Source organism: Nocardiopsis sp. M1B1, assembly GCF_052466615.1.
The window spans coordinates 5,174,112-5,198,985 of sequence record NZ_CP196194.1 but is presented as its reverse complement, the minus strand read 5'-3'; the positions used below and the strand labels follow the sequence as shown (position 1 = coordinate 5,198,985).

Sequence of the window (24,874 nt, the reverse complement as noted above, 5' to 3'; positions counted from 1 at the left end):
GGCCCGGCCGTCCGGGGCACGTTCGCGTCCGGGCGCTGGGTTGCTGGGCAGCGTGCCCGCAGCCGGTACCGGCCCGTCCCGATCCGCTCCGCCGCTCCGCCGCTCCGCCGCACGCCGCCGCGCCGGGCACGGCGCGAGAGGGGCGGCCTCCCGGAACCACCGCGCCTCCGAGGGCGCCGCCACCGCTGCCGACGCGGGCGGTCTCAACCCGAGGGCATCGTCCCCGCATTGGCAGCGGCGGCCGGGGTCGGTGCGGACACCCTCAGTCCGAGGGCGCGTCCCCGCGCTCGTCCCCGCTGTCGTGCCCGAAGGCGGGCAGGCCGCGGGCCGCGGTGGTCAGCGCGGTGCGCAGCAGCGGCCCCACACCCTCCGACAGGACGCCCCGCCCGTCGTCCTCCAGGCGCGCCCGCTCCTCGGCGGCCAGGCGCAGCGCCGAGTTGAGGGCGGCCGCCTGGACGCGGACGGGCAGGCTCTCGGCGGACTCGCCGGTGCGGTCGGCGATGATCCGCGCGAAGACGGACTCGGCGGCGTGGTGCACCTCCAGCCACACCGCCATGAGCGCCGGTTCGGTGCGGGTCATCCGGATGAGGTCCGCGACGGGCCCCTCCACGACCTGCGGCTCGCCGTCGAAGAACCGCTCCCGCTCCAGGTACTCCAGGAGGGGGACCCCGGGAGGGCAGGCGCGCAGGCGTTCGGCCATGTGCTCCAGTCCCGTCGTCAGCAGCGGCCGGACGCAACTCTCCTTGCTGGGGAAGTAGCGCCACAGCGTCCTGGTGGAGATGCCGAGCGCGTGCGCGATGTCGTCGCCCGTGGTGCCCGACACCCCGTTCTCGGTGAACAGCCGCACGGCCGCGCGCGCGATCTCCGTGCGCACGATCTCCCTGCGCCGCTCGGTCATGGGCGGGCGGCCCCGCCCCGAGGGTGCGCGGGGCGTCTTCGCGGACGGTGTTCCCGGCACGACCGTCCCCCCTCCCGTGTGTGCGCTGCCTGGGCGGGTCCACTTTACTGACGCCCGGACCAGGCACAACAATATTTGTCTCTGGGCGACAAAAAGTCCTACAGTGACAAAAGCGGCCGCCGTGGCCGCCACCAGCGGCAACGAGAGGGCTTCCCATGACCGGCCTGGGCCTGAAGGACAAGAACGTCATCGTCACCGGAGGCGGCTCCGGCATCGGCCGCGCGAGCGCGCTGCGCTTCGCCGAGGAGGGCGCCAGGGTCCTGATCGCCGACCTCAACGCCGACACGGCGCGTGAGGCGGCCGAGGAGATCCGCGCGGCCGGGTGCACCGCCGAGACCGTGACCGGCGACCTCAGCCGTCAGGAGGTCGTGGACGAGGTCGTCGCCACGGCCGTCGAACGCCTCGGCGGTGTCGACGTCCTGGTCAACAACGCCGGGATCATGGACGACATGTCCGCCACCGCCGACGTCACCGACGCGGTCTGGGAGCGGCTCCTGCGCGTGAACCTGACCGCGCCCTTCCTGCTCACCCGCGCCGTCCTGCCGCACATGGTCGAGCGGGGGGCCGGATCGGTCGTCTTCACCGCCTCGGAGGCCTCCCTGCGCGGCAGCGCCGCCGGAGCCGCCTACACCGCCTCCAAGCACGGCGTGGTCGGCCTGGTCAAGTCCACCGCGGTCATGTACCGCGACAAGGGGATCAGGGTGAACGCCGTCGCCCCGGGCGGCACCGCCACCTCGATCACCGTCGACGTCGCCTCCGCGCCCCACGGCCCGACCACCCTCGGCACCTTCATGTCCAACATGGGCCGCGTGGCCCGGGCCGAGGAGCTGGCCGCCGCCGTCATCTTCCTGGCCTCCGACGCGGCGAGCAGCATCAGCGGCGCGGTGCTGCCGGTGGACAACGGCTGGTCGGCCGTCTGAGGAGGCGACCGCTCGCGGACCCGGCCCCGGGTCCGCGGCGGCGGGCGCTGCGTGCGTCCGAGCGCGTACGCCCCACTTCTTAAGTCAGTCGCTTGACTCAACGCGGCGACGGGCGTTCACTGTACGTGTACGTACCGATGACGCAGAGGAGTGAGGGCTGTGGGTGCCGACGGGACCGAACGGCTGATGGACTACCCGATCCCCAGCCCCGAGGCGCTGGAGCCGCCCGCCGAGTGGGCCGAGTTGAGACAGCGGTGCCCCGTCGCCGGGGTGCGGCTGCCCAGCGGCGACCGGGCGGAGGTGGTCACCCGCTACGAGGACGTCAGGCGGGTGCTCTCCGATCCGCGCTTCACCCGGCGGCTCGACGCCGAGGACGCGGCCCGGGTCTCGGCCGGCGCGACGGGCGGCGTGTTCAACAGCGACCTGGCCTCGGCGGTCCCCGACAGCGGGGAGGAGCACCGGCAGTGGCGGCGGCTGGTCGGCAAGTGGTTCACCGCCAGGCGCATGAACGCGCTGCGGCCCGGGATCGAGGCCATGGCCGACCGGCTCGTCGACGGCATGGTGGAGCGCGGCCACCCGGCGGACCTCCGGGCCGACCTGGGATTCCCCCTGCCGGTGTGGGTCATCTGCGACATGCTCGGCGTGCCCGACTCCGACCGCGACCGCTTCTCGCACTGGTCGGACGCGCTGCTCAACCTCACCCGCTACACCCAGGAGGAGATGGACCGGGCCCAGGCCGAGTTCCTCGCCTACATGAGCGGCCACGTCGAGGCCAAGCGGGCGGAGCCGCGCGAGGACCTGATCAGCTCCCTGATCACCGAGACCGCCGAGGCCGGGTTCGACCTGCCCACCTCCGCGCTGGTCGCCACCAGCATGGGCCTGCTGGTCGCCGGGCACGAGACCACCGCCAACATGATCGGCAAGATGGTGGCGATGCTGCTGGACGACCGCAGCCGCTGGGAGAGGCTGCTGGCCGACCGGACGCTGGTGCGCTCCGCGGTGGAGGAGGCGCTGCGCTTCGACGCCAACTCCGGGCTCGGCCTGCCGCGCTACATCACCGAGGAGACCGAGATCGGCGGCGCCACCGTCCCGGCCGGGACCACTGTCATGTGCAGCATGGGCGCGGCCAACCGGGACGAGAGCGCGTTCGAGAACGCGGACGAGATGGACCTGGGGCGCGTGCCCAACCCGCACCTGGGCTTCGGCGCCGGGGCGCACTCGTGCCTGGGGCAGGCGCTGGCCCGCACCGAACTCCAGGCGGTGCTCGACGTGCTGCTGCGCAGGCTCCCCACGCTGGAGTTGGCCGTCCCCGCGGCGGAACTGCGGCGGCTGGACGGCCTGGTCGTGGGCGGGCTGCGCGAGGTCCCGGTCCGGTGGTGACCGTGTCGCGGGCGCGGACCGGACGGGCCGACACCACGCGGGAGCTGATCCTGTCCACCGCCGAGCGCCTGTTCGCCGAACACGGCCTGTTCGCGGTGTCCAACCGCGGCATCAGCGTGGCCGCGGGCCAGGGCAACAACACCGCGGTCGGCTACCACTTCGGCACCAAGACCGACCTCGTGCGCGCGATCGTGCGCACGCACACCGACCGGCTCGAACCGCTGTGGGCGCGGGCGGTCGAGGAGGAGGGAGACCCGGCCGGGACGGGCGACTGGATCGCCTGCCTGGTCCGGCCGGTGACCCGGCACCTGGCGCACCTGGGCGTCCCGAGCTGGTTCGCCCGCTTCTCCGCGCAGGTCATGACCGACCCGGGCCTGCGCGTGATCATGACCGAGGAGACGCTGACCTCGCCCCCGCTCAGGCGGGTCCTCCTCGGCCTGCGCGCCAGCCTGCCCGACCTGCCGCCGCCTGTGCGCGCCGAACGCGAGGACATGACCCGCCACCTGATCGTGCACATGTGCGCCGAACGCGAGCGCGCGCTCGCCGAGGAGACGGCGACGCCCCGGTGCAGCTGGGAGGACACGGCCACTGGACTGGTGGACGCGCTCACGGGGATCTGGCTCGCCCCCGTGACCCCGGTCGAGGGGCGCGACCGCACCGCGAAGACGAAGGAGGAGGAGCGACCATGAGGGTGACCGTCGACCAGGACTGGTGCTGCGGCGCCGGTCAGTGCGTGCTGCTCGCCCCGGAGGTGTTCGACCAGCGTGAGGAGGACGGCATCGTCGAACTGCTCACCGAACGGCCGCCGGAGAAGCTGTACCCGGTCGTGCGCGAGGCGGGGCAGGTGTGCCCCACCGGCGCGATCCACGTGGACGAGGAGGCCTGACCGCACGGGGGAGGTGGAGAGCGCGCCTCACGGCCGGTCGTGCCCGGTCAGCCGAGTCCGTCCCGGCCGGGGCGCCCGCACCCGTTTTTCGCGGTCCGCCCGCGCTCGTCCTGCCCGGCCCGGCCGCGGCCGAGGGACGGCCCGAGGAACCCGGGGGCGGCCCGCCGCGGCTCCGGCGGGCCGCCCCCCTCGCCCGGGGTCAGTGGCCGCCGGTCAGGGTTCCGGACAGCTCCCGGTGCAGGTGCGCGCTGGGCCCGTTGAGGCCGGTGATCTCCACCCGCACCCCGTGCCTGCGGAAGTGCTCGGTGACCTGGTCCAGGGCGGCCACGGCCGAGGAGTCCCACACGTGCGCGTTGGACATGTCCACCACTACCTTCTCCAGGCCCTGTTCGGTGTAGTCGAACCGGTTGACCAGCTCGCCGGTGGAGGCGAAGAACACCTCGCCGTTGACCGAGTACACGCGGGTGCCGCCCTCGGGGTCGAGCACGCTGGTGACGTCGGCCTGCATGGCGGCCCGGCGGGCGAAGAGCACCATGGACACCACGACCCCGACGATCACACCCAGGGCCAGGTTGTGGGTGGCCACGACCACGGCGACGGTGATGGCCATGACCAGGGTCTCGGTCCAGGGCATCCGCCTCAGGGTGGCCGGGGCGACGCTGTGCCAGTCGAAGGTCACGATGGCCACGAAGAACATCACCGCGACCAGCGCAGCGACCGGGATCATGCCCACCAGGTCGCCCAGGGCCACGCACAGGATGATCAGGAACACACCGGCCAAGAAGGTCGAGACGCGGGTGCGGGCCCCGGACTTGACGTTGATCATGGTCTGGCCGATCATCGCGCACCCGGCCATGCCGCCGAAGAAGCCGACCAGCACGTTGGCCACTCCCTGGCCGCGGGCCTCGCGGCCGTGGTTCGAGGAGGTCTCGGTCTGGTCGTCGACGACCTTGGCGGTCATCAGTGACTCCATCAGCCCCACCAGGGCCAGGGTCAGCGAGTAGGGGGCGATCAGGACCAGCGTGTCCAGCGTGTAGGGCACGTCCGGGATCAGCGGTACGGGCAGGGTGTCGGGCAGTTCGCCCATGTCCCCGACCGTCTGCGCCGGGATGCCCAGGGTCAGCGCGGCGACGGTGAGCACGACGATGGCCACCAGCGGCGCGGGAACCGCCTTGGTCAGGCGGGGCAGGCCGAAGACGATGACCAGGCCCACGGCCACCATGGCGTAGATCGGCACGCCCACGCCCTCCAGGTAGGGCAGCTGTGCCATGAAGATGAGGACGGCCAGGGCGTTGATGAACCCGGTCATGACGCTGGGCGGCACGAACCGCATCAGCCTGGCCACCCCGAGCAGGCCCAGGGCGACCTGGATGAGCCCGGCCAGGATGGTGGCGGCGATCAGGTGGTCGACGCCGTACTCCATCGACAGCGGTGCCGCGACCAGGGCCATCGCGCCGGTGGCGGCGGAGATCATCGCGGGCCGCCCGCCCAGGAAGGCGATGGACACGGCCATCACGAAGGAGGCGTACAGGCCCACGCGGGGGTCGACCCCGGCGATGAGGGAGAAGGCGATGGCCTCGGGGATCAGGGCCAGGGCGACGACCAGCCCGGCCAGCACGTCGGCGCGCAGCTGCGCGGCGGCGGGGATCCGGGCCTTGAGGGACCTGGGGGTCTTCACGGGCAGTTTCATGGCACCCATCGGGTTTCGGGCAGCCCACAACGAGGACCGCGGTGTCGGGTCAGGCGTTCGTGCACGGCGCGGACGCGCGCCGGGTGAGGCGGGGTGCGCAGGTGCGCACGGGGATCCGGGGCGATGTCGGCCCCGGTGCGGCTTCGTCGCCGCGGGCCCGGCCGTGCCCCTGGGCAGGGCCGGGAAGAGAGCGCGGTGGTCCTCCGCTCGTGCGCGGGTGACGACCCGGAGAAACTCTACTCTTACGTGAGAGTCTGATTCTCGTTCGGCGACTGAGACAACCCTCACACGACGGAAGGGTGTGGCTGTTTCTCCAGGCAGGGGCGGGCGCTCCGTACGGCGGGCGCGCTCCACCGGTGATGGCGCGCCGTGACCAGCGGTGGAGTTGCGGCGGTGACCCGCGACGCGGGGACGGGGGAGCGGGTGCCCGGCGCGGGGCGCTGGCCGCTCGGCTCCGGCGGACGCTATGCGGTGGCGTTGTCGCGGGCGCGCTGCTCGCGCAGCCGCTCGGCGAACTCCTCGGCCATCGCCAGCTGGTCGCGCAGGGTCTGGCAGCGGGCGACGATGGCCGCCTCGAAGGCGTCGAGCCTCTCGCTCAGGGCCCGCCGCTCGTCGGGCCCGGTCTCGGCCGACCCCAGCCGGTCGACGGCCTCCAGCAGCTCGCGGGTCTCCTCAAGGCTGAACTCCAGCGGTTTCATCCGCTTGATGAGGTTCAGGCGGTCCACGTCCGTCTCGGTGTAGAGCCGGAAGCCGCCGCGGGAGCGCGCGGAGGGCTCGACCAGGCCGACCTCGCCGTAGTAGCGGATCGTGCGCAGGGACAGGCCGGTCCGCTCGGCGACCTCGCCGATCTGCATGTGCTGCGCCCCGGACATCGCGGCACCCCCTCTCGTTCACTCGACTCTAACGTCGGTTCCGGCGGGGCGCGGCCCGCCGCCGGGCGCTCCGGTTCCTCCGTAAAGCCGTTGTCGGCCCGGCGGACGCTCGGACATAGTGGACCGATCCCCGGGGCGCGGTCCGAACGCGCCTCCCCACACGGAGGAACCGCCATGTCCACCCTTCGGGTCACCGCCGAGCGGCTGACGATCCACCCGCACCCCAACGCGGACGCGCTGGAGCTGGCGCAGGTCGGGTTGTTTCGCGCGGTCGTGGCCAAGGGGGCCTACCGCACCGGCGACTGGGCCGTCTACGTCCCCGAGAGCGCGCTGCTGCCCGAGGACCTCATCGGTGAACTCGGTCTGACGGGCAGGCTCGCGGGCTCCCGGAGCAACCGGGTCAAGGCCGTCCGGCTGCGCGGAGAGCTGTCGCAGGGCATCGTCTGCCGCCCGAAGCTGCTGGCCGACCGCGACCTGGCGGCGGAACACCGTGACGGCACCGACTTCGCCGGGGAACTCGGCATCACCAAGTGGGTGCCCCCGGTCCCGGTGCACATGGGCGGCGACCTGGTCGACGCGCCCGACCTGCTGCGCTGGATCGAGGTGGAGAACGCCAAGCGCTACCCCGACGCCTTCGAACCGGGGGAACCGGTCGTGGCCACGGAGAAGATCCACGGCACGGCCTGCCTGTTCACCCTGGTCGCCGCGACGGGGGAGGAGTTCGCCTCGTCCAAGGGCCACGGGTCCCGGCACCAGGCGCTGGCGTTCGCGGAGAAGAACCTGTACTGGCGGGCGCTGACCGCCCACGGGGTGCCCGAGGCCGCGCGCAGGCTGGCGGAGCGGTTCGGCGCCGCCCGGGTGGGCGTGTTCGGCGAGGTGTTCGGCGCGGGGGTGCAGGACCTGGCCTACGGCGAGACCGGCCGCGGCGAGCAGCCCGGTTACGCGGTCTTCGACGTCTCCCTGGACGTGGACGGTGCCCTGAGCTGGGTCGACGCCGCCGACCTGCCCGAGGTGCTGGAGTCGGTCGGGCTGCCCTCGGTGCCGCTGCTCCACGACGGCCCCTACGACGAGGCGGCGCTGCTCGCGCTGGCGCAGGGGGAGGAGACCTGGAGCGGTGGCGGCCTGCACCTGCGCGAGGGGGTCGTGGTCCGGCCCCGGCGCGAGCGCTACTCGCCGGTCCTGGGCGGGCGCGCCATCGTCAAGTTCGTCTCCGACGCCTACCTCACCCGCAGGGGCGGCACGGAGTACGAGTGAGCCCACCGCGCGGGCGCACCGGGAACTCCCGGCGCGCCCGCGGGGCCGTCGCCGCGTGCGCCCGCGTCAGGCGGCCCGGCCGCTCCCCGGGCTCAGCCGACGGGCTTCTCCCAGACCGAGACGTGCTGGCGGCTGGCGCTGGTGAACGGCTCCCGGGTCCACCCGTCCCACCGGTCGCTCAGGCGCATCCCGGCGAGCCGGGCCATGAGGTCGAGTTCGGCGGGCCACACGTACCGGAAGGGGACCTCCCGGTACGTGCCGCGCCCGTCGGCGACCGTGACGTGGTGCGAGCTCATCGCCTGCGTGGCGACGTCGTAGACGTCGAACCCGAGTCGGTTCGAACCCACGTGGAAGGGCACGGCGTCCTGGCCCTCCGGCAGCCTGCGCAGGTCGGGGACGCCGACCTCGACGACGAAGCGGCCCCCGGGTTCGAGGTGGTCGGCGGCGTTGCGGAAACAGGCCACCTGCTCGTCCTGCGTGGTCAGGTTCATGATCGTGTTGAAGACCAGGTAGGCGACCGAGAACGTCCCCTCCACCCGGGTCGTCGCGAAGTCGCCGACCGTCACCCCGACCGCGTCGCCGCCGGGTTTGGCCCGCAGCCGTTCGACCATCGCCTCGGACAGGTCGATGCCGTGCACCGGAACCCCGCGGCGGGCCAGCGGCAGCGCGACGCGCCCCGTCCCGATCCCCAGCTCCAGGGCCCGGCCACCACCGGCCAGTTCCTCCAGGAGGTCGACGGCCGGATCCAGGACGGCGGGCTCGAACATCTCCGCCGACGACTCGTCGTAGGTCGCCGCGACGCTCTCCGCGAAGTGGTTCTCCTGTGCGCTCATCCCGGAACGCTAACCCGCGGCCCCGGCGGGGCGCACGCGGTTTTCCCGCGGCCCGGCGGGCGCGGAGGGCGACCGCCCGGGAGCGTCCGGCGCGTCGCCGGTCGGGCGGCCCCGGTCCCGTGCAGGGTGGGGGAAGCGGGCCCCGGCTCCGGCCCGCTCCGTGCCGCCGGGGTCTCCCCCTGGGCCAGGTGACACCGGCTCCGCCACCCGACGCGGCCCCCGCGGCGGTGCCCCGCGCGACCCCGGCCCCGGCACTCCGCGCGGCAGGTCAGGGATGTATCCCACACCGACATGCGGCCCTCCAGATTGCATGCTCATTCATAAGGGCGCATACTTATTTCCATGTCCAAGGTACTCACTTCCCTCCCCGTCGGCGAGCGCGTCGGTATCGCCTTCTCCGGTGGCCTCGACACCTCGGTGGCGGTCGCGTGGATGCGCGACAAGGGCGCCGTCCCGTACGCCTACACCGCCGACATCGGCCAGTACGACGAACCCGACATCGCCTCGGTCCCCGGCCGCGCCACCGCCTACGGCGCCGAGGGCGCCCGCCTGGTGGACGGCCGGGAGGCGCTGGTGGAGGAGGGTTTCGCGGCGCTGGCCTGCGGAGCCTTCCACATCCGCTCCGGCGGCCGCACCTACTTCAACACCACCCCCCTCGGGCGGGCCGTCACGGGCACCCTGCTGGTGCGCGCGATGCTCGAGGACGGCGTGCAGATCTGGGGCGACGGGTCCACCTTCAAGGGCAACGACATCGAGCGGTTCTACCGCTACGGCCTGCTCGCCAACCCCTCCCTGCGGATCTACAAGCCGTGGCTGGACGCCGACTTCGTCAACGAGCTCGGCGGCCGCAAGGAGATGTCGGAGTGGCTGCTGGCCCACGGCCTGCCCTACCGGGACAGCACCGAGAAGGCCTACTCCACCGACGCCAACATCTGGGGCGCCACGCACGAGGCCAAGGCGCTCGAACACCTCGACACCGGCATCGAGATCGTCGAGCCCATCATGGGCGTGCGGTTCTGGGACCCCGAGGTCGAGATCACCCCCGAGGACGTCACGATCGGCTTCGAGCAGGGCCGCCCGGTGACCGTCAACGGCAAGACCTTCGCCACCGCCGTGGACCTGGTCAACGAGGTCAACGCCATCGGCGGCCGACACGGCCTGGGCATGTCGGACCAGATCGAGAACCGCGTCATCGAGGCCAAGAGCCGCGGCATCTACGAGGCCCCGGGCATGGCGCTGCTGCACGCGGCCTACGAGCGGCTGGTCAACGCGGTCCACAACGAGGACACCCTCGCCAGCTACCACAACGACGGCCGTCGGCTCGGCAGGCTGCTCTACGAGGGCCGCTGGCTGGAGCCCCAGGCGCTGATGCTGCGCGAGGCCCTCCAGCGCTGGGTGGGCACGGCGGTCACCGGCGAGGTGACCCTGCGGCTGCGGCGCGGCGAGGACTACTCCCTCATGGACACCACCGGGGCGGCGTTCAGCTACCACCCGGACAAGCTGTCCATGGAGCGGACCGAGGACTCCGCGTTCGGCCCGGTGGACCGCATCGGCCAGCTGACCATGCGCAACCTCGACATCGCCGACTCCCGCGCCAAGCTGGAGGAGTACTCCAGGGTCGGCATGGTCGGCACCTCGCACCCGACGTCGATCGGCGCCGCCCAGGCGGCCTCGACCGGGCTGATCGGCGCGATGCCCGAGGGCGGCGCCGAGGCGATCGCCTCCCGGGGCCAGGCCCCCGAGAGCGACGACCTGCTCGACCACGCCGCCATGGAGTCCGGCAACGACTGAGGCCCGGCTCCGGTCCGCGCCAGAGCGCGGGGACCGGCCGGGCTCCGCGCGGGCCCGATCCGCGAGCCCGGTCCGCGTACCGGCCGTGGAGCCCGCCGGACCGGCCAGCCGCCGGGGCGGGAACGCCGCACGAGCGTTCCCGCCCCGGCGGCGCCCGTCAGTCCGGCGGGTCCAGCGGCGACATCGCCGGGGAGTAGTTGAACAGCCGGAGCCTGGCCGCACCCGGTTCGGTGAGGGAGGCGGCCCCGGGGTCGACGTCCACGATGCTCAGACTGGCCGGGTGGCTGGGCACCGTGCGCGCCGGGTCGAGCCCGACGGCGGCCACGAGGAAGGCCCGCACCGGCCCTCCGTGGGTGACGGCCAGCAGCGTCCGGTGGCCGTCGGCGTGCGCCCGGCGGACGGCGGCGCCGATCCCCTCGACCACCCGGTCGGTGAGTTCGCCGAAGCTCTCCGCTCCCGGGGGGTGGAACCGCCCCGCGCGCCACGCGGCGTACACACCGCCGTCCTCCTCCTTGATCTGCGCCGAGTACCGCCCCTCCCACCCGGCCAGGTAGGCCTCGTTGAGCCGGGGGTCGCGCGCGTCCGGGCTGACCCCGAGGACCTCGGCGGTCTCCCGCGTGCGGCACAGGCCGGAGGTGACGACGTAGCCGGGGTCCAGGTAGCGGACCGTCTCCGCCAGCGCGGCGACCTGGTGGCGCCCGGCCTCCGACAGCCCGATGTCCTGCTGCCCCTGGAGGCGGCGCTCACCGTTCCACTCGGTCTCGCCGTGGCGGACCAGGAACAGCCGCATCATCGGACCGCCCCGGTGTCCAGGCGGTCGCCCGCGGCGTCGAAGTAGGCGTCCGGCGCCTCGGGCAGCCGCAGACCGGCCGCGTCCCCGGGCAGCAGGTCGACCGGCGTGTCCCGGGAGACGTTCACCCGGGTGCCGTCGGCGAGGTCCACGCCCACGACCCACCTGTCGGCCATCGGCACCTGGTCGGCGAAGACCGCCTCCAGGCAGCCGGGCGCGGACGCGTCGCGGTCGATCCCGAGCGAACCCGCCCGGTACATCGCCCGCACGACCCCGTCCGGGACCGAGGCGGGAGCCGCGCCGCAGTCGGCGCCCAGGGCCGACAGCCGACCGCCCCCGGCCCGGCACTCGATGATGTTGGCCGGGGGAGTGCCGACGAACGTCGCGGCGAACGCGGTGCGCGGCGACTCCAGCAGCTCCCGCGGCGTGCCGAACTGCTCGATCCGGCCGTCCTTCATGAGCGCGATGTGCGTGGCCATGGTCATCGCCTCCACCTGGTCGTGCGTGACGTAGACGCTCGTGGCTCCGGTCGAGCGGTGCACGCGCATCAGTTCGCCCCGGGTGTCCACCCGCAGTTTCGCGTCGAGGTTGGACAGCGGTTCGTCGAAGAGCAGCACCTTGGGCTGCGGGGCGATCATGCGGGCGATCGCCACCCGCTGCTGCTGGCCGCCGCTGATCTCCCCCGGGTAGCGGTCGGCCAGGTCCTCGATCGACAGCATCGACAGCACCTGCTCGCTGCGGGCCCGCCGGTCGGCCTTGGACCACTTGGCCACGGTCAGCGGCCAGGCGATGTTCTGGCGCACGGTCTTGTGCGGCCACAGCGCGTAGGACTGGAAGACCAGACCGGCCTCGCGCTCGGCGGGAGGCACGATCTCGGTCCCGTCGCCTCGGGCGATGACGCGGTCGCCGAACCGGATCTCGCCCCCGGTGGGGTTCTCCAGTCCGGCGAGCATCCGCAGGGTCGTCGTCTTCCCGCAGCCGGACGGTCCGAGCAGCACGAGGAAGGAGCCCGCCGGGACCTCGATCGAGACGCCGTCCACGGCGGCGGTGCCGCCGAAGTCCTTGCGCAGGTCGGTGATGGTCAGGGAGGCCGAGGAGGTTTCGGAGCGCATGTCGGTCCTTTCGGCCTGCCGGGCGCGCGGCATCGGGATCATGATTGGGAGTTCCAGGGCTGGGCGGCGCCCTCGAAGCGCCGCGCGATGACGGTTGCCGCGACCGAGATCACCGCGATGACCACGGTGACCGCGTTGGCCAACTGGGTGAAGTTCTCCGAGGAGTACTGGTAGGTGAGCACGGCCAGGACGGGCATCGCCGGGGTCGCCAGCAGCACGACCAGGGACAGGTCGCGCACCATCTGGACGAACACCAGCACCCCGCCGGTGAACAGGCCACGGGCGGTCAGAGGCGCGATGACCGCGCCGATCCTGCGCATCAGCCCGGCCCCCGCCATCACCGCGGACTCCTCGACGTCCCTGGACACCTGGCTCAGGGCCGAGGTGCCCGACCGGACGGAGAACGGGATCGTCGCCGCGATCCCGGCCAGCACGAGGATCGCGAACGTCCCGTACAGGCTCGGGAGCGGGCCGATGGGCGCCCCGAACTGTGCGATGAAGGCCGCGCCCAGCGCGATGCCGGGGATGAGGAAGGGCACGAACGAGGTGACGCTCATGGTCCCCACCAGCCACCTCGGGCCGTTGGAGCGGGTGATGACGTAGGAGATGAGCAGTCCGAGCACACCGGCGCCGACCGCCACGCACACCCCGAGCAGGACGGTGTTCCAGGTGGCCTCCAGGATCTGCGGGTTGTTCAGGACGCCCCGCTGCCCCTGGGCGAGCGCGGGGTCCGAGCCGCCGATCCAGTAGTGCAGGGTCAGCCCGGAGGCGAAGTCGTTGGTGCGCAGGGTCAGCGAGCTCAGGACGAGCACGAGGCCGGGCACGATCGTGGTGCACGTGACCAGCAGCCAGGCGAGCCCGGCCACCGGCCACCCCCAGGGGCCCAGGTCCACGCCCCGGCGGCGGCCGCCCTTGCCGGTGATCGTCGCGAAGCTGCGCCTGCCCCCGGTGATGCGGGTCGAGGCGTACATGATCATCGCGGCGACGATGATGAGCACGATCGAGAGCACGTAACCGCGCGCGACGTCACCGGTGGAGATCGCCCCGTACAGCCGGGTGGAGAGCGTGTGGAACCGCACCGGCAGTCCGAGCAGCGCCGGTGTGACGAAGTTGGACACCCCCTCGGCGAAGGCGAGCAGCGCGCCGGAGATCATCGCCGGGGCCACGACCGGCAGGGCGATGTCCCGGGCCACCCGCAGCGTGGAGGCCCCGGTCATCTCGGCGGCCTCCATGAGGTCGCCGTTGACGCTGGCCAGCGCCGCGGCGACCAGCATGAACGACAGCGAGAAGTAGTGGGCCGTCAGGGTCGCGGCGATCGGTACGGGTCCCCAGGCCAGCCAGTCCGGGACGTCCAGGCCCAGGTTCATCAGGATCCCGGTGGACCCGCCGATCAGGTCGTTGCGAAAGACCGACTCCCACGCCAGCGCCAGGGCGAAGCTCGGCAGGGCGAACGGGATCGTCGCCAGCAGCCCCAGGGTCTTACGCCCCGGGACGCGGGTCATCACGACCACCCAGGCGAGGAACCCGCCCACCACCGTCGAGCAGACGGCGGTGGCGGTCCCCATGAGGATCGAGTTGCCCATCGGCCTCCACAGGAGGTTCTCCGACATCGGGCTGGCGAACACGTCCGCCCACGCCTCGCGGTTGCCGCTCTGGAGGGTCGTGTTGACCAGTCCGCTGAGCGGCGCCACCACGAGGACGAACAGTACGAGCAGGGTGCCGGCTCCCAGCACCACGGAGGGCTGCCTCAGTGCCGTGCGCGCACGGGCCACCGTGGTGCCGACCGCGGTGCGGCGGGGGGCGGGTGCCGTCGTCATGGCGTCCTTTCGCTGACGGGGGAGTCGGGGGTTCTACAGGGTCAGGAGGAAGTCGGCCACGTCGTCGCGGACCCGGGCGGTCTCCTCGGGGGCGATGTCCCAGGCGCCCAGTTCGTCCAGGGGCGCGGCGTCCTCGGGCATCTCCATGTCGGTGCGGACCGGGTAGTCGCCGGGGACGTAGAAGGGCTCGTAACCGGGACCGCCGGTCGCGGAGTCGTCGCCCATGAGGAAGTCGGCGACCAGGCGCGCGGCGGCGGGGCTGTCGGAGCCCTGCACCATGCCGATGTAGGCCGGGAAGGTGATGCCCAGCGACGGCACGGTCCCCAGGGAGGCCTGGAGCGCCCAGCCCTCCTCCTCGTTGTCCCGGCGGTCGGAGTAGGAGGTGATGCCGACCGGCGGGTCCTCCTGTCCGGTCGCTCCCACGGCCGCGTTGACGTTGTCGGTGTCGTCGACCAGGACCAAGCCGTTGGCGTAGAGGTCCTTGATGAACTGCTGCCCGGCGTTCTCCACGCCCTCGTCGAGTTCCACCTCGGACCCGAAGTGCTCCTGGTGGGCCTGCGCCATCTCGTCGGAGCGCTGGACGATCTCCGTCACGAGGTCGAGGTAGTCGCCGCGCACACTCGGGTCGACCATGACGACCTTGCCGTTCCACTCCTCCTCGGTCAGCTGCCACAGGTTCTGGATCGGGCTGCCGTCGGGGTGGGCCTCCTCGTTGTACATGAGGATCTTGGTCGAGAGCCGGTTGGCCAGCAGCGGCTGCTGGTACTCCTCGGGCACGGTCTCGGCGACGCGCTGGGGGACGTAGTTCTGGAGGATGCCGCCCGCGACGAGTTCGGTGATGACCACCGGGGCGTCGGAGATGTAGGCGACGTCCGCCGACGGCGTTCCGGCCTGCGCCTCGGACTGCAGACGGGTGATCTGCTCGGAGGAGGCGATGTCGTGGCCGATGAGGTCGATGCCCGGGTACTGCGCCTCGAAGGCCTCCTCGACGGAGGCGATGCGCGAGGTGAAGGAGTAGACGGTGACCTCCCCCTCCTCCCGGGCCAGTTCGACGAGCTCCTCGTGGGTGGCGTCGTCGAGTTCGTGGGGCTGGGCGGCCTCGCCGGCGTCGGCGGTGTCGGCGGCCTCGGGGGTGCCGCCGCCGCAGGCGGCGAGCGTCACGGCGAGCGGGAGGGCGACGGATGCGGAGAGCAGTCTCGAAGTGCGCATGACAGGTCCTTTGCGTCGGTTTTCGCGCAGGCGGGAGCGGGGCCGGGGTGGTCCGGCCGTCGTGGGGGATGGGGAGACCGGCGTCAGTCGAACGCGTTGAGCAGGTCGTCCAGGCGGTCGAGGGCGGGCAGGATGGTCTCGGGGTGGCGCTGGGCGACGGTGAGCACGATGGCGTTCGCGATCATCATCGGGACGCTCAGGGAGGAGAAGCCCTCCTGGTGTCCGCGCGGGGCCGAGAGCACGGTGGTCGGAGCCGGATCGAGGGTGTGCAGGGTGTCCGTGACCAGCACGGAACGGGCTCCGACCTCGGAGGCGTGTGCGTACAGCTGTGTGAGGCCCCGCGGAGCGCGGCGGAACGCGAACGACACGACGGCGTCGGAGTCCGACATCGCCAGGACGCGTTCGGCGACCTCGCGGCCGGGGCCGACGAGGTTGACCGGGCGCATCCCGAACCGCCGCAGTCGGCTGTCGAGGAGTTCGGCCAGGACCCCGGAATTGCCGCGCGCGAAGAGGTAGACCACCCGCGCGCCGACGAGGAGGTCGGCCACCTCGTCGATCTGGGCCTGGCTCACGTGCTTGCCGACCGCGGCGAGGGAGTCGAGCTCGGTGGCCAGGAGGGTGTCCAGCACGCTGGCCTGCCCCTGGCCCCGGAGTTCGGCCCGGAACCGGTCGCCCGCGCCGTTGAGGCGTGCCTCGTGGGCCTCGCGCAGGTCCTCGCGCAGCTCCAGGTAGCCCTGGTAGCCCAGCCGCTGGGCCAGCCGGGTGGCGGCGGCGGGGTGGACCCCCGCACGCTGGGCCACCTCCCCGCCCCGCCACAGGGGGGCCTCGGCGGGGTTGGAGAGCAGTTCGTCGAGGAGGACCCGGTCCGACTTCGTCAGCCGGTCGCGGTACTCGCTCATGCGTTCCTGGAGGTTCACAGCGCCCACGATACAAGCAAGTTTTCTTGCACAGACTGTTTTTCCTGCAACTTTATTTTCGGTTCATGGGGACTTCACCCTCTCCCCGCGAACCGGTCGGGTGTTCACCCGCGGATCGCCCGGCGGCAAGCCGGAGGTCAGGACACGTCCCGAAAACCGCAGGTGGGTCCGGTGGTTGCTTCCGGCAGGTGAAGGCGGGCGCGGCGCCGCACCGCACACCGGCGGCGCTCCCGGTCGGCTCACCGGCCCCGGCCGGGATCCTCGTCGCCCTCGGCCTCCTCCAGGAAGACGTCCGTCTCCTTGGCGGTGGGGCAGGTGGCCGGGCCGCGGCGGGTGACCGCCAGGGCGGCGGCCGCGTTGGCCCGGCGGGCGGCCGCCAGCGGGTCCAGGCCGTCGGCCAGCGCGGCGGTGAACACGCCCACGTGCGCGTCGCCCGCGCCGTTGGTGTCCACGGCGCGCACGGGGAAACCGGGCACGCGCCGGGCGGCGGCGCCCCCGGACACGGTCCCGTCCCCGACGCCGGCCCCGGCCACCACGCAGCCCCGCGCGGAGTCGCGCACGACCACCGTGCCGCCGCGACGGATGCGGGGGAGCAGGAGCGCGGCGGCCTCCTCGGGGACGGAGCGCCCGGTCACGGTCGCGGCCTCGGCGGCGCTGAGGCTGAGCAGGTCCACGCGGGCCAGGACCCGGTCCAGGGTCGGCCCGGGGACGTCGCCCACGACCGGAGCCGGGTCCAGGACCAGGCGCACCCCCTCCGGGAGCCCGCCGATCCAGGTGAGCAGGTCGTCGGCGCGCGGCCCGGGCAGCAGCGAGTACCCCACCGTGTAGACGAAGTCCCCCGGTTCGGGCCGGAGGGTGCGCAGCCGGTCCAGGGACAGGTCCATCTCGGCGCCCAGCCGGGTGACGAAGGTGCGTTCGGCGTCGCCGTCCACCAGGGCCACGCAGAAGCCGGTGTCCGCGTCGGGGGAGGGGGCGTGCGCCACCGCCACCCCTTCGGAGCGCAGCGCGGCCCGGGCCAGGTCCCCGTGGGGCCCGGTTCCGTGCGCCCCCGCGTAGACCACCTCCATGCCCGCGCGCGCCGCGGCGGCGACGACGTTGAAACCGCCCCCGACCAGGGTCAGGGCGGAGGAGGCGAACACGCCCTCCCCGGCCCGGGGGAGGGCGTCGACCGCCATCACGACGTCGATGATCACCGGTCCCACGTGCACAAGGCGTCCGGTCACGGCAGGGCTCCCCTCGACTGCGCCGACCGTGGCGTCGGCCCCGCGATCATCCCAGCGGCGACCGCGTGCGGCTCCCACCGGGTGGGCCGCTGCCGGGGGAGGGCGGTCCCCCGGCAGCCTCCGCCGCATCCGGGAGCCCTCCCCTCGAAGGCCTCCCTGGCCACCGTGACTGCAGGGGTCGCAGGGGCCACCGTGACCGCAGGGGTCACCGGAGCCCGGTGATCGGCGCGCGGGACCGGCCGACCTAGAGCTGGGGAACCGGGGGCGGCGGGGTCCAGCGCTGGGCGCGGGGGGCGCGGGAGGGGACGCCGTACTCGTCCTTGAGCCGTTCGGGGATGGCGTACTGCATGACCCGGCCGCGGGTGAGGGAACTCAGCTCCAGGTGGGTGGTGACGTGGCCGAGGCGGTCCAGGGCCCACGCGCCCAGCGGGGAGCCGTCCTCGACGCGTTCGAGGATCCCGAGCAGGGCGGGGGAGGCCCTGACGGCCGTGTCCCAGGCGCTGCGCGGAACCCGGAGCCAGTCGGCGCAGGTGTCGCCGATGAGGTAGCGGATGAGGGCGGCGACCACCGGGTCGAGGAGGGTTCCGGGCACGACCTCCTCGTAGAGGTCGATGAGCTGGCGGGTCAGGTGCGCCCCCTCCTCGGAGGGGCCCATGTACCGGGTCATGTACAGGTCGGAGAACTCGCGGGCACTGGCCACGTCGGCCGGAGCGTGTTCGGTGCTGACGCCGAGCATGGCGCCGACGATGCGCCAGGCGTAGTAGTAGGACTCCGCTCCCTCGACCGTCATGTGCACGCCCAGCCGGTGCAGGGCGTCCAGGACCTGGATGGAGAAGATCATCTGGCCGCCGATCATGTCCTCCTGGCAGATCGGCGTGCCGAGCGCGTCCACGTCCCAGCGGCCCTCGCGGCGCATGTGGTAGCGGATGGAGGCGTGCAGCAGGCGCACCTTCTGGGCCGAGGGGACGAACCGGCTCCCCGCCTCGAACGCGTCGGGCTGCATCAGGTACACGGTGAACTGCCCGGTCTCGGCCATGCGCCGCGAGGGGTACTCCAGGGCGTGGGTGGCGCTGAGCAGTCTGGCCACGTGCGGGACGACGTAGCAGGCGGGCATCGCAGAGAAGGCCAGGGCGGTGGAGATGTGCACGTTGTTGTCGATGAAGAACAGACGGGCCCTCTCCATCTCGTCCCAGTCGACCCAGGAGGGCGGCGCGGCCGTGGCGTGCAGGTACTCGCGGGCGACGTCGGGCAGCCCGTCGGGCAGGTCCTGTCCGGCGTTGGAGAAGTAGCGCATGAGCGTGTTGAACTTGCCGACCTCCCCGCGTTCGAAGAGCGTCTCCACCGTCGCGTCGGCGAGTTCGTCGCCCATGAGGCGCAGCGCGTCCATGGACTCCGGTGTGTAGGACATGGGATCCCTTCCTGGGGTCAGGAGTGTCGGGCCGCGGCCGAGGCCACCATCTGCGACAGGGCGGCGGCGGCCCCGTCCGGCAGGTCGGCGCGGTCGAGGGCGTCGGTCGCGGCCCGGACGCGCTCGCCGATCATCTCCTCGACGCGTTCGGGCGCCCCGGTGCGCCGCATGATCGACCGGACCCTGGACAGGCCCTCCCCGTCCAGGCCGCGGCGGCCGAGCAGGCCGCGCAGCTCCCGGCGCTCGGCCGCGGTGGCGGCCGACCAGGTCTCGGCGAGCAGGACGGTGGGCCGGTTGCCCCGGACGTCGTCCAGGTTCGACTTGCCGGTGAGCTCCGGGTCGCCGAACAGCCCCAGCAGGTCGTCCCGCAGCTGGAAGGCCTCGCCCAGGGGGAGCCCGTAGGCGGTGAAGGCCTCCATCACCGCGCCCGGGGCGCCTGCCAGCGCGCCGCCGATGCGCAGGGGGTGCTCGACGGTGTACTTGGCCGTCTTGTACCGGATCACCTGGAGCGAGCGGCCCGTGTCGGGCGGCGAGCCGGTGCGCAGGACCTCCAGGCACTCCCCGGCGATCAGCTCCCGGGCCATGACCAGCCACAGCTCACGGGCGCGGGAGAGGTAGGCCGAGGGAAGGCCGCAGCACAGGAACAGCTCCGCGGCCCACGACATGAGCAGGTCGCCGGTCAGCAGGGCCAGGGCGCGGCTCCCCGCGTGGGGCCTGGGCCTGCCGGTGAACGCCGCGCGCAGGGCGATGTGGGCGCTCGGCACGCCGTGCCGCATCGGGCTCTCGTCGATGAGGTCGTCGTGGACGACGGCCGCGGCGTGCACCAGCTCCATCGCGGCGGCTGCCCTGACCAGCGCGTCGCTGTCCGGCTGCCTGGCCGCGCGCCACCCCCAGTAGCAGAACGACGCGCGCAGGCGCTTGCCCCCGGTCACCGCCACGTCCAACTGCTCGGCCACCGGCCGCAGGTCGGCGTCGATGGCGAGGAGCCGGTCCGTCTCCCGGCGCGCGAACTCCCGGAGTTCGGCGTCCACCCGTGTCCGGAGCAGGGCCTGCTCCCCGGTCTCAGCCATCGCTCTGGCCGGGGCGGGAGGCGGCGGCCCGCCGGGCGAGCAGCTCCATGTGGGACTCGGCCGTCGGAGCGTACCGCCGCAGCGCCAGTTCGCCGCGCTCGCGCAGGTCACGCCGACCGTCCCGGACCAGCTCGGCCAGGTCCGACCGGCCCAGCAGCGACCGCGCTCCCCGCAGGGCCGCGCCGATCCCGCTCCATGCCAGGTCGGCCACCCCGGCGGCGACCAGCAGCGGTTCCCGCGTGCGGTCGGCGCCCGCTTCGTCATCGGTGTGCGCCACGGCGTACACCCCCTGTTCCCGATCGGCACGGAAAGGACGGCGGCCGGAAACGGCGGCGTCCGAGGAAAAAACCGTCCGGGCGGCCGGAGGCCCGCCGCGGTCCTTGCGGAGTGATCATCTTCGGCCATCGCGGTTTTTGTCAACGCAATGGTGTGATCTGGTTCGGTTTGGTGAAAGTTGGCGGGAACAAGGAAAAGGAGCAAGCGGACACGGGTGGATAAAAACCGGTGGCGTCGTGCGGATTGTCCGTGTCTGCGCAGGTTGTCGCCACAGCGTTCTTCGGGGTTGGGGCTGGGTCGAACTCTGAGGGAGGGCGGTCCGAAACGCCGGAATTCGGCTCGCGCCGGGGTGATCCTCGCTGGATTTCAGGGGCGCTTCCGGGGTCCGGTGGATCCTGGAGGGGGTTCGCGTCCGGGGGCGTGGAAAACGCGTTCGTCTCTATTTCGGACAAAAGGTGATATGGCCGTTCCGGGTTTTTCCGTGGTCCTCCCGAAGGGGGCCTCCGGCGCTACCGGCCTCCCCCGAACGGTCGGCGGGGCCGCGGACACCGGTTCCACGACCCCGCCGAGCCCCCGGCCTCATTCGGTGCGCAGGCCCTCGGGGCCCGTCATCCGCCACAGGTAGGGCAGGCTCGCCAGCGTCACCAGCGCGATCACGCCGAATCCGGCGCCCACGAGCGGCACGAACCCCAGCCAGTCGGTGACCGGGAGGTCGGCCAGCCGCAGCAGGAGGAGCCCGAGCCCGGTCCCGCCCCCGACGGCGATCACCAGGCCGAGCACCACCGGGATCGCGGTCTGCCACAGCACCGAAGCGGCGAGCGTGGCACGGCTCGTCCCGAAGGCGACCAGCACCGAGAGCTGCCGCCTGCGCTCCCGCAGCTGCTCCACCGTGGAGACGACCATGCTCGCCCCGATCACCAGCATGGTGAGGACCGCACCGGCCCGGAGCGCGTCGCCGATGGACGTCAGCAGGGTGCCGCCGCCCTCCTGGTGCAGCACGCGCAGATGGGTACCCGGGCTGTCGATCCCGACGTGGTTGCGCACGTGCTCGACCGCGTCCGGGTCGCTCCCGTCCAGGGTGACGAGCACCGTGGACTGGAGGTACTCCAGCTCCTCGACCGGAAGGGCGGACGGGGTGACGAACAGGCCCCGGTACTCCTGCCCGACCGGGTCGTCCGCGGCCCCGGCCTCGCGCACCGGCGGGACGGTCCAGGGGCGGGGCCCGGAGGCGGAGCCGTCCCGAGGGGCGTTGTCGAGGTCCAGGCGGTCCCCCGCACGCACGGCGGAGGCCCCCTCACCCGAGACGAAGGCGTCGCCGTCGGCGCACGAGGAGAACGTGATCAGCCCGCCCAGGGTCGCGCAGTCGGCGACGACCACCGCCTGCGTCCGCGACGGGTCGTCGGCGCCGGGCGGGGCGTCCGCCGGGGGGAGGTGGGCCAGGAGGAAGGGGGAGGAGGACTCCACACCCCTGGCGCCGCCGAGGTCGCGGGCGAACGCCGCGGCCTCGGCGCTGCTCCCCACCGTGGCCGAGGCGATCATCCCCACCCGTCCGGGCTCCGGGCCGCCGTCGGAGGGGACCTGGGCGTCGATCGCGGAGAACAGCATCTGGAGCGCGATCGCCCCGGCCACGGCCAGGGTGACTCCGCTGACGGTGCGGGCCGCGATCCCGCCGTTCAACTGGAGGCGCCGCGTGGCCATCTGCCACGACAGCGGACCGCCGCGCAGCCGGCCCACCACGGACTCGACGACCCACGGCAGCAGCAGGGTGAACCCCGTCAGGGCCACCGCCACACCGACGGCGACGGCCCACTCCGTGCCCTCGGAGCCTCCTCCCCGCCCGAGCGCGGCCAGGACGGCGCAGCCGACGGCCAGGACCGCCACGCGCCACCACAGCCGCCGACCCCGGTCGGCGCCCTCCCGGAAGACGCCCAGCGGGCCGACCTCGACCCCGCGCAGCGCCAGCAGCGTGGCCAGGACGGCGCTGGCCGGGACGAGCACCACGACGAGGGCGGCGAGCGGCGGCGCCGGCGTGAGGTCCGCGGGCAGCACGCCCGGGCCCGGGAGCCGCACGTCGTCGGCGAAGGACCGCGCCACCAGGAAGAACCCGGCGCCCAGGACCAGGCCCAGGACCGCGCCGACCAGGGACTCGCCCGCGGCGATCCTGCGCGTCATCGCCCTGTCCGCGCCCACCAGCCGCAGCGCGGCCAGGCGCTGGTCGCGCCGCTCGGCCCCGAAACGCGTCGCGGTGAGGACGAACGCGGCGATCGGCAGCAGCAGCACCACGATGATGACGACGATGAGCAGGACGAGGACCGCGGACATGCCGCCGTCCCGCAGGTCCGCGCCGAAGCCGGAGGCGGCGTGCGGGACCGGGGACCGGGAGAGGGAGTCCGTACCCAGGTAGAAGTAGAGCTCGTGCGGTCCCCGCAGCCCCTCGGCGCCGATCAGGCCGGTGACCTCGGCGCCGTCGAACCGCTCGGCGAGCAGCGCGCCCTCGGGGGAGTCCAGGAGGTCGCGCAGGGCGGGGGAGACGTGGAGTTCGCCCGCCTCCGGCACCCGGTCGATCCCCGGCGGGCGCACGTGCGTCCCCGGCCCCGCGGGCGCTTCGAGCAGCATGCCCGTGAACATGTCGCCCCGGTACTCGACGACCCGGGGGGCCGCGAGGACCGCGGCGTCGCCGGTCGGCGCGCCCCGCTCCAGGTACACCGGTGCCCGCGCGTCCATCCGCTCCTGACCCGCCGCGCGCGCCGAGGGCGCCGCGGCGGCCAGCAGGAGCACCATCACCCCCAGGCCCACGCCCAGCGCGGTGAGCAGCGTCCCCGTCCAGCCGACCCGCCCGCCGCCCATGGTGAGCCCGGCGCCCATGGCCAGGTCGCGGTACCACCGGCCGATCACGTCGCCCCCACGGGCCCGGTGGCGGCGCCGAGGGCCTGGTCGTCGCGGACGACGACCTCGCGGTCGGAGTAGGCGGCCACCCGGACGTCGTGGGTGACCAGGACGACCGCGGCCCCGGTGTCACGGGCCGCGCCCGTGAGCAGCTCCATGGCGCGCTCCCCGGTGAGCGAGTCCAGCGCGCCGGTGGGCTCGTCGGCGAAGAGCAGCCGGGGCCCGGACACCAGCGCCCGCGCGATGGCCACCCGCTGCCTCTGCCCGCCGGACACCTGGCCGGGGCGCTTGTCGCGCACGTCGTCCACCTCCAGGCGGGCCATCCACTCCCTCGCGGAGGCCTCCGCGCGCCTGCGGGCGACGCCGGTCAGGCGCAGGGAGAGCGCCACGTTCTCCACACAGGTCAGTTCGGGGACGAGCTGGCCGAACTGGAAGACGAAGCCGAAGTCGCTGCGTCTGAGCCTGCTGCGCTCGGCGTCGGACAGGGCCGACAGCTCACGCCCGTCGTAGTGCACGGTGCCGCCGTCGAGGTCGAGGATGCCCGCCAGGCAGTGCAGCAGCGTGGACTTGCCGGAGCCGGACGGGCCCATGACGGCGACGACCTCGCCGGAGTCGATGCTGAAGTCCGTTCCGTTCAGCGCGGCGGTCGAACCGAAGTACTTGCGGAGCCTGGTGGCGGTGAGCAGGGCCCCCGCGCCCTCCGCCGCGGTGGTGCCGCTCACGCGCTGACCTCCCCGGCGAGCCGGTCCAGGCGGTTGGCGGTCAGCTCCAGCCACCGGATGTCGGCCTCCAGGTGGAACAGGGCGTGGTCGCAGACGAGCTGGTCCGCGAGGTCGCCGCCCGTCTTGCGGCGGGTGAGCTCACGCATCAGGCGCAGGTGCTCGGCCCGCTGGACGTCCAGCAGCCCGGCGGCGTCACGGCCGGTCAGCAGCGCCAGCACGACCTTGGCGTACAGGGTGCTCTGGAGGTAGGGCTCGGGGCTCTCCGGAGTGGAGAGCCAGCGGCCGACGTCGGTGACACCGGCGTCGGTGATGGCGTAGCGCTTGCGCTCGGGGCCGCCGCCGGTCTCCACACCGTCCACCTCGACCAGGCCGTTCCTGAGCAGGCGCGACATCGTCGAGTAGACCTGTCCGTAGTGCAGCGGCCGGTCCTGTCCGAACCGCTCGTCGAAGAGGCGTTTGAGGTCGTACCCGTGGCGGGGGCCCGATTCGAGCAGGCCGAGCAGCGTGTTGCCGATAGACATGGCGGCGACTATACACAATGTGTATAGATGGGTGGAGAAGGGGCGATGCGTCCCGTTCACGGGCGCGGTCCGCGCCTCCGGGAGTCCGCTCAGGCGGGGTCGTTCTCCGGCGGCCCGGCGGCCGCCGGGCCGGGGCAGCCCTTCGGGGCCGCGCAGCCGCGGGGGTGGATGTGGAGCCGGTCCACGCGCCCGGCCTGGACGACGACGCCCGCCACGTCGCCGTGGACCCCGTTGCGGATCGTCGTCGGCCCCCGAACGGATTCCCCTGTTCCGGCCGAACCGCGAAGCGGCTTTTCCGCAGCCAGGCCCGGCCACCGTTGTGCGGCCTTGTGCCTGAGG

22 protein-coding genes are annotated in these 24,874 nt (G+C 73.2%); 6 read left to right on the top strand and 16 right to left on the bottom strand.

Annotated elements, in window-relative coordinates; translation table 11 throughout:
• Nucleotides 1-262: 262 nt before the first annotated feature.
• Entirely contained in the window at nucleotides 263-898 is a 636-nt protein-coding gene (locus ACSTA4_RS22545) for a TetR/AcrR family transcriptional regulator (RefSeq protein WP_444960913.1), read from the bottom strand.
• Between the two features lie 215 nt (nucleotides 899-1,113).
• Here ACSTA4_RS22545 and ACSTA4_RS22540 point away from each other — a divergent pair, with 215 nt between their 5' ends.
• The 4 genes from ACSTA4_RS22540 (at nucleotide 1,114) to ACSTA4_RS22525 (ending at nucleotide 4,144) form a co-directional block, all read left to right on the top strand.
• Nucleotides 1,114-1,878, top strand: coding sequence for an SDR family NAD(P)-dependent oxidoreductase (locus ACSTA4_RS22540; RefSeq protein ID WP_444960912.1), 765 nt, complete (start codon nucleotides 1,114-1,116; stop codon nucleotides 1,876-1,878).
• A gap of 159 nt (nucleotides 1,879-2,037) precedes the next feature.
• The gene (locus ACSTA4_RS22535; protein WP_444960911.1) at nucleotides 2,038-3,258 is read left to right on the top strand and encodes a cytochrome P450; all 1,221 of its coding nucleotides are present in this window, start codon (nucleotides 2,038-2,040) and stop codon (nucleotides 3,256-3,258) included.
• The gene (locus ACSTA4_RS22530; protein WP_444960910.1) at nucleotides 3,252-3,947 is read left to right on the top strand and encodes a TetR/AcrR family transcriptional regulator; all 696 of its coding nucleotides are present in this window, start codon (nucleotides 3,252-3,254) and stop codon (nucleotides 3,945-3,947) included. Before ACSTA4_RS22535 ends, ACSTA4_RS22530 begins: the two co-directional genes overlap by 7 nt.
• The gene (locus ACSTA4_RS22525; RefSeq protein ID WP_248771670.1) at nucleotides 3,944-4,144 is read left to right on the top strand and encodes a ferredoxin; all 201 of its coding nucleotides are present in this window, start codon (nucleotides 3,944-3,946) and stop codon (nucleotides 4,142-4,144) included. The genes ACSTA4_RS22530 and ACSTA4_RS22525 overlap by 4 nt, the downstream gene beginning before the upstream one ends.
• 199 nt (nucleotides 4,145-4,343) lie before the next feature.
• On the opposite strand, the gene ACSTA4_RS22520 is transcribed toward ACSTA4_RS22525, so the two are convergent.
• Nucleotides 4,344-5,843 carry a SulP family inorganic anion transporter gene (locus ACSTA4_RS22520; protein ID WP_444960909.1) on the bottom strand — a complete coding sequence of 500 codons (1,500 nt, stop codon included), beginning with the start codon at nucleotides 5,841-5,843 and terminating at the stop codon, nucleotides 4,344-4,346.
• Nucleotides 5,844-6,298: 455 nt separating this feature from the next.
• Nucleotides 6,299-6,706, bottom strand: a complete 408-nt coding sequence (locus tag ACSTA4_RS22515; protein ID WP_047868168.1) for a MerR family transcriptional regulator — start codon at nucleotides 6,704-6,706, stop codon at nucleotides 6,299-6,301.
• 174 nt (nucleotides 6,707-6,880) lie between these two features.
• Between ACSTA4_RS22515 and ACSTA4_RS22510 the strand changes: the two genes are divergently transcribed.
• A complete protein-coding gene (locus tag ACSTA4_RS22510) occupies nucleotides 6,881-7,960 on the top strand; it encodes an RNA ligase (ATP) (RefSeq protein ID WP_444960908.1) in 1,080 nt (359 codons plus the stop codon).
• 92 nt (nucleotides 7,961-8,052) lie between these two features.
• On the opposite strand, the gene ACSTA4_RS22505 is transcribed toward ACSTA4_RS22510, so the two are convergent.
• The gene (locus ACSTA4_RS22505; protein WP_444960907.1) at nucleotides 8,053-8,793 is read right to left on the bottom strand and encodes a class I SAM-dependent DNA methyltransferase; all 741 of its coding nucleotides are present in this window, start codon (nucleotides 8,791-8,793) and stop codon (nucleotides 8,053-8,055) included.
• Between the two features lie 342 nt (nucleotides 8,794-9,135).
• On the opposite strand from ACSTA4_RS22505, the gene argG reads away from it, so the two are divergent.
• Entirely contained in the window at nucleotides 9,136-10,584 is a 1,449-nt protein-coding gene (gene argG / locus ACSTA4_RS22500; protein ID WP_013154492.1) for an argininosuccinate synthase, read from the top strand.
• A 157-nt stretch (nucleotides 10,585-10,741) separates the two neighbouring features.
• Here the strand turns inward: argG and ACSTA4_RS22495 are convergent, their stop codons facing one another.
• The 12 genes from ACSTA4_RS22495 to ACSTA4_RS22440 all read right to left on the bottom strand — a co-directional run bounded on the left by ACSTA4_RS22495 (nucleotide 10,742) and on the right by ACSTA4_RS22440 (nucleotide 24,535).
• Nucleotides 10,742-11,377 (bottom strand): histidine phosphatase family protein, encoded by a 636-nt coding sequence (locus tag ACSTA4_RS22495; protein WP_444960906.1) that lies wholly within the window; start codon nucleotides 11,375-11,377, stop codon nucleotides 10,742-10,744.
• Complete coding sequence (locus tag ACSTA4_RS22490) at nucleotides 11,374-12,486, bottom strand: ABC transporter ATP-binding protein (RefSeq protein WP_444960905.1); 1,113 nt, start codon at nucleotides 12,484-12,486, stop codon at nucleotides 11,374-11,376. The genes ACSTA4_RS22495 and ACSTA4_RS22490 overlap by 4 nt, the downstream gene beginning before the upstream one ends.
• A gap of 38 nt (nucleotides 12,487-12,524) precedes the next feature.
• On the bottom strand, nucleotides 12,525-14,303 hold the full coding sequence (locus ACSTA4_RS22485) for an ABC transporter permease (protein WP_444960904.1): 1,779 nt from the start codon (nucleotides 14,301-14,303) through the stop codon (nucleotides 12,525-12,527).
• Nucleotides 14,304-14,336: 33 nt separating this feature from the next.
• Nucleotides 14,337-15,512: an ABC transporter substrate-binding protein gene (locus ACSTA4_RS22480; protein ID WP_444960903.1), complete on the bottom strand. Its 1,176-nt coding sequence runs from the start codon at nucleotides 15,510-15,512 to the stop codon at nucleotides 14,337-14,339.
• Nucleotides 15,513-15,595: 83 nt separating this feature from the next.
• A complete protein-coding gene (locus ACSTA4_RS22475; protein WP_274974352.1) occupies nucleotides 15,596-16,429 on the bottom strand; it encodes a MurR/RpiR family transcriptional regulator in 834 nt (277 codons plus the stop codon).
• A 239-nt stretch (nucleotides 16,430-16,668) separates the two neighbouring features.
• Nucleotides 16,669-17,652 (bottom strand): PfkB family carbohydrate kinase, encoded by a 984-nt coding sequence (locus tag ACSTA4_RS22470; protein ID WP_444960902.1) that lies wholly within the window; start codon nucleotides 17,650-17,652, stop codon nucleotides 16,669-16,671.
• A 244-nt stretch (nucleotides 17,653-17,896) separates the two neighbouring features.
• The gene (locus ACSTA4_RS22465) at nucleotides 17,897-19,060 is read right to left on the bottom strand and encodes an oxygenase MpaB family protein (protein ID WP_444960901.1); all 1,164 of its coding nucleotides are present in this window, start codon (nucleotides 19,058-19,060) and stop codon (nucleotides 17,897-17,899) included.
• A 17-nt stretch (nucleotides 19,061-19,077) separates the two neighbouring features.
• Complete coding sequence (locus ACSTA4_RS22460; protein ID WP_444960900.1) at nucleotides 19,078-20,130, bottom strand: polyprenyl synthetase family protein; 1,053 nt, start codon at nucleotides 20,128-20,130, stop codon at nucleotides 19,078-19,080.
• Complete coding sequence (locus ACSTA4_RS22455) at nucleotides 20,123-20,407, bottom strand: hypothetical protein (RefSeq protein WP_444960899.1); 285 nt, start codon at nucleotides 20,405-20,407, stop codon at nucleotides 20,123-20,125. The genes ACSTA4_RS22460 and ACSTA4_RS22455 overlap by 8 nt, the downstream gene beginning before the upstream one ends.
• Nucleotides 20,408-20,985: 578 nt before the next feature.
• Nucleotides 20,986-23,301, bottom strand: coding sequence for an FtsX-like permease family protein (locus ACSTA4_RS22450; RefSeq protein ID WP_444960898.1), 2,316 nt, complete (start codon nucleotides 23,299-23,301; stop codon nucleotides 20,986-20,988).
• The gene (locus ACSTA4_RS22445) at nucleotides 23,298-24,014 is read right to left on the bottom strand and encodes an ABC transporter ATP-binding protein (protein ID WP_444960897.1); all 717 of its coding nucleotides are present in this window, start codon (nucleotides 24,012-24,014) and stop codon (nucleotides 23,298-23,300) included. Before ACSTA4_RS22445 ends, ACSTA4_RS22450 begins: the two co-directional genes overlap by 4 nt.
• Complete coding sequence (locus ACSTA4_RS22440; RefSeq protein ID WP_444960896.1) at nucleotides 24,011-24,535, bottom strand: PadR family transcriptional regulator; 525 nt, start codon at nucleotides 24,533-24,535, stop codon at nucleotides 24,011-24,013. The genes ACSTA4_RS22445 and ACSTA4_RS22440 overlap by 4 nt, the downstream gene beginning before the upstream one ends.
• Nucleotides 24,536-24,874: the final 339 nt, after the last annotated feature.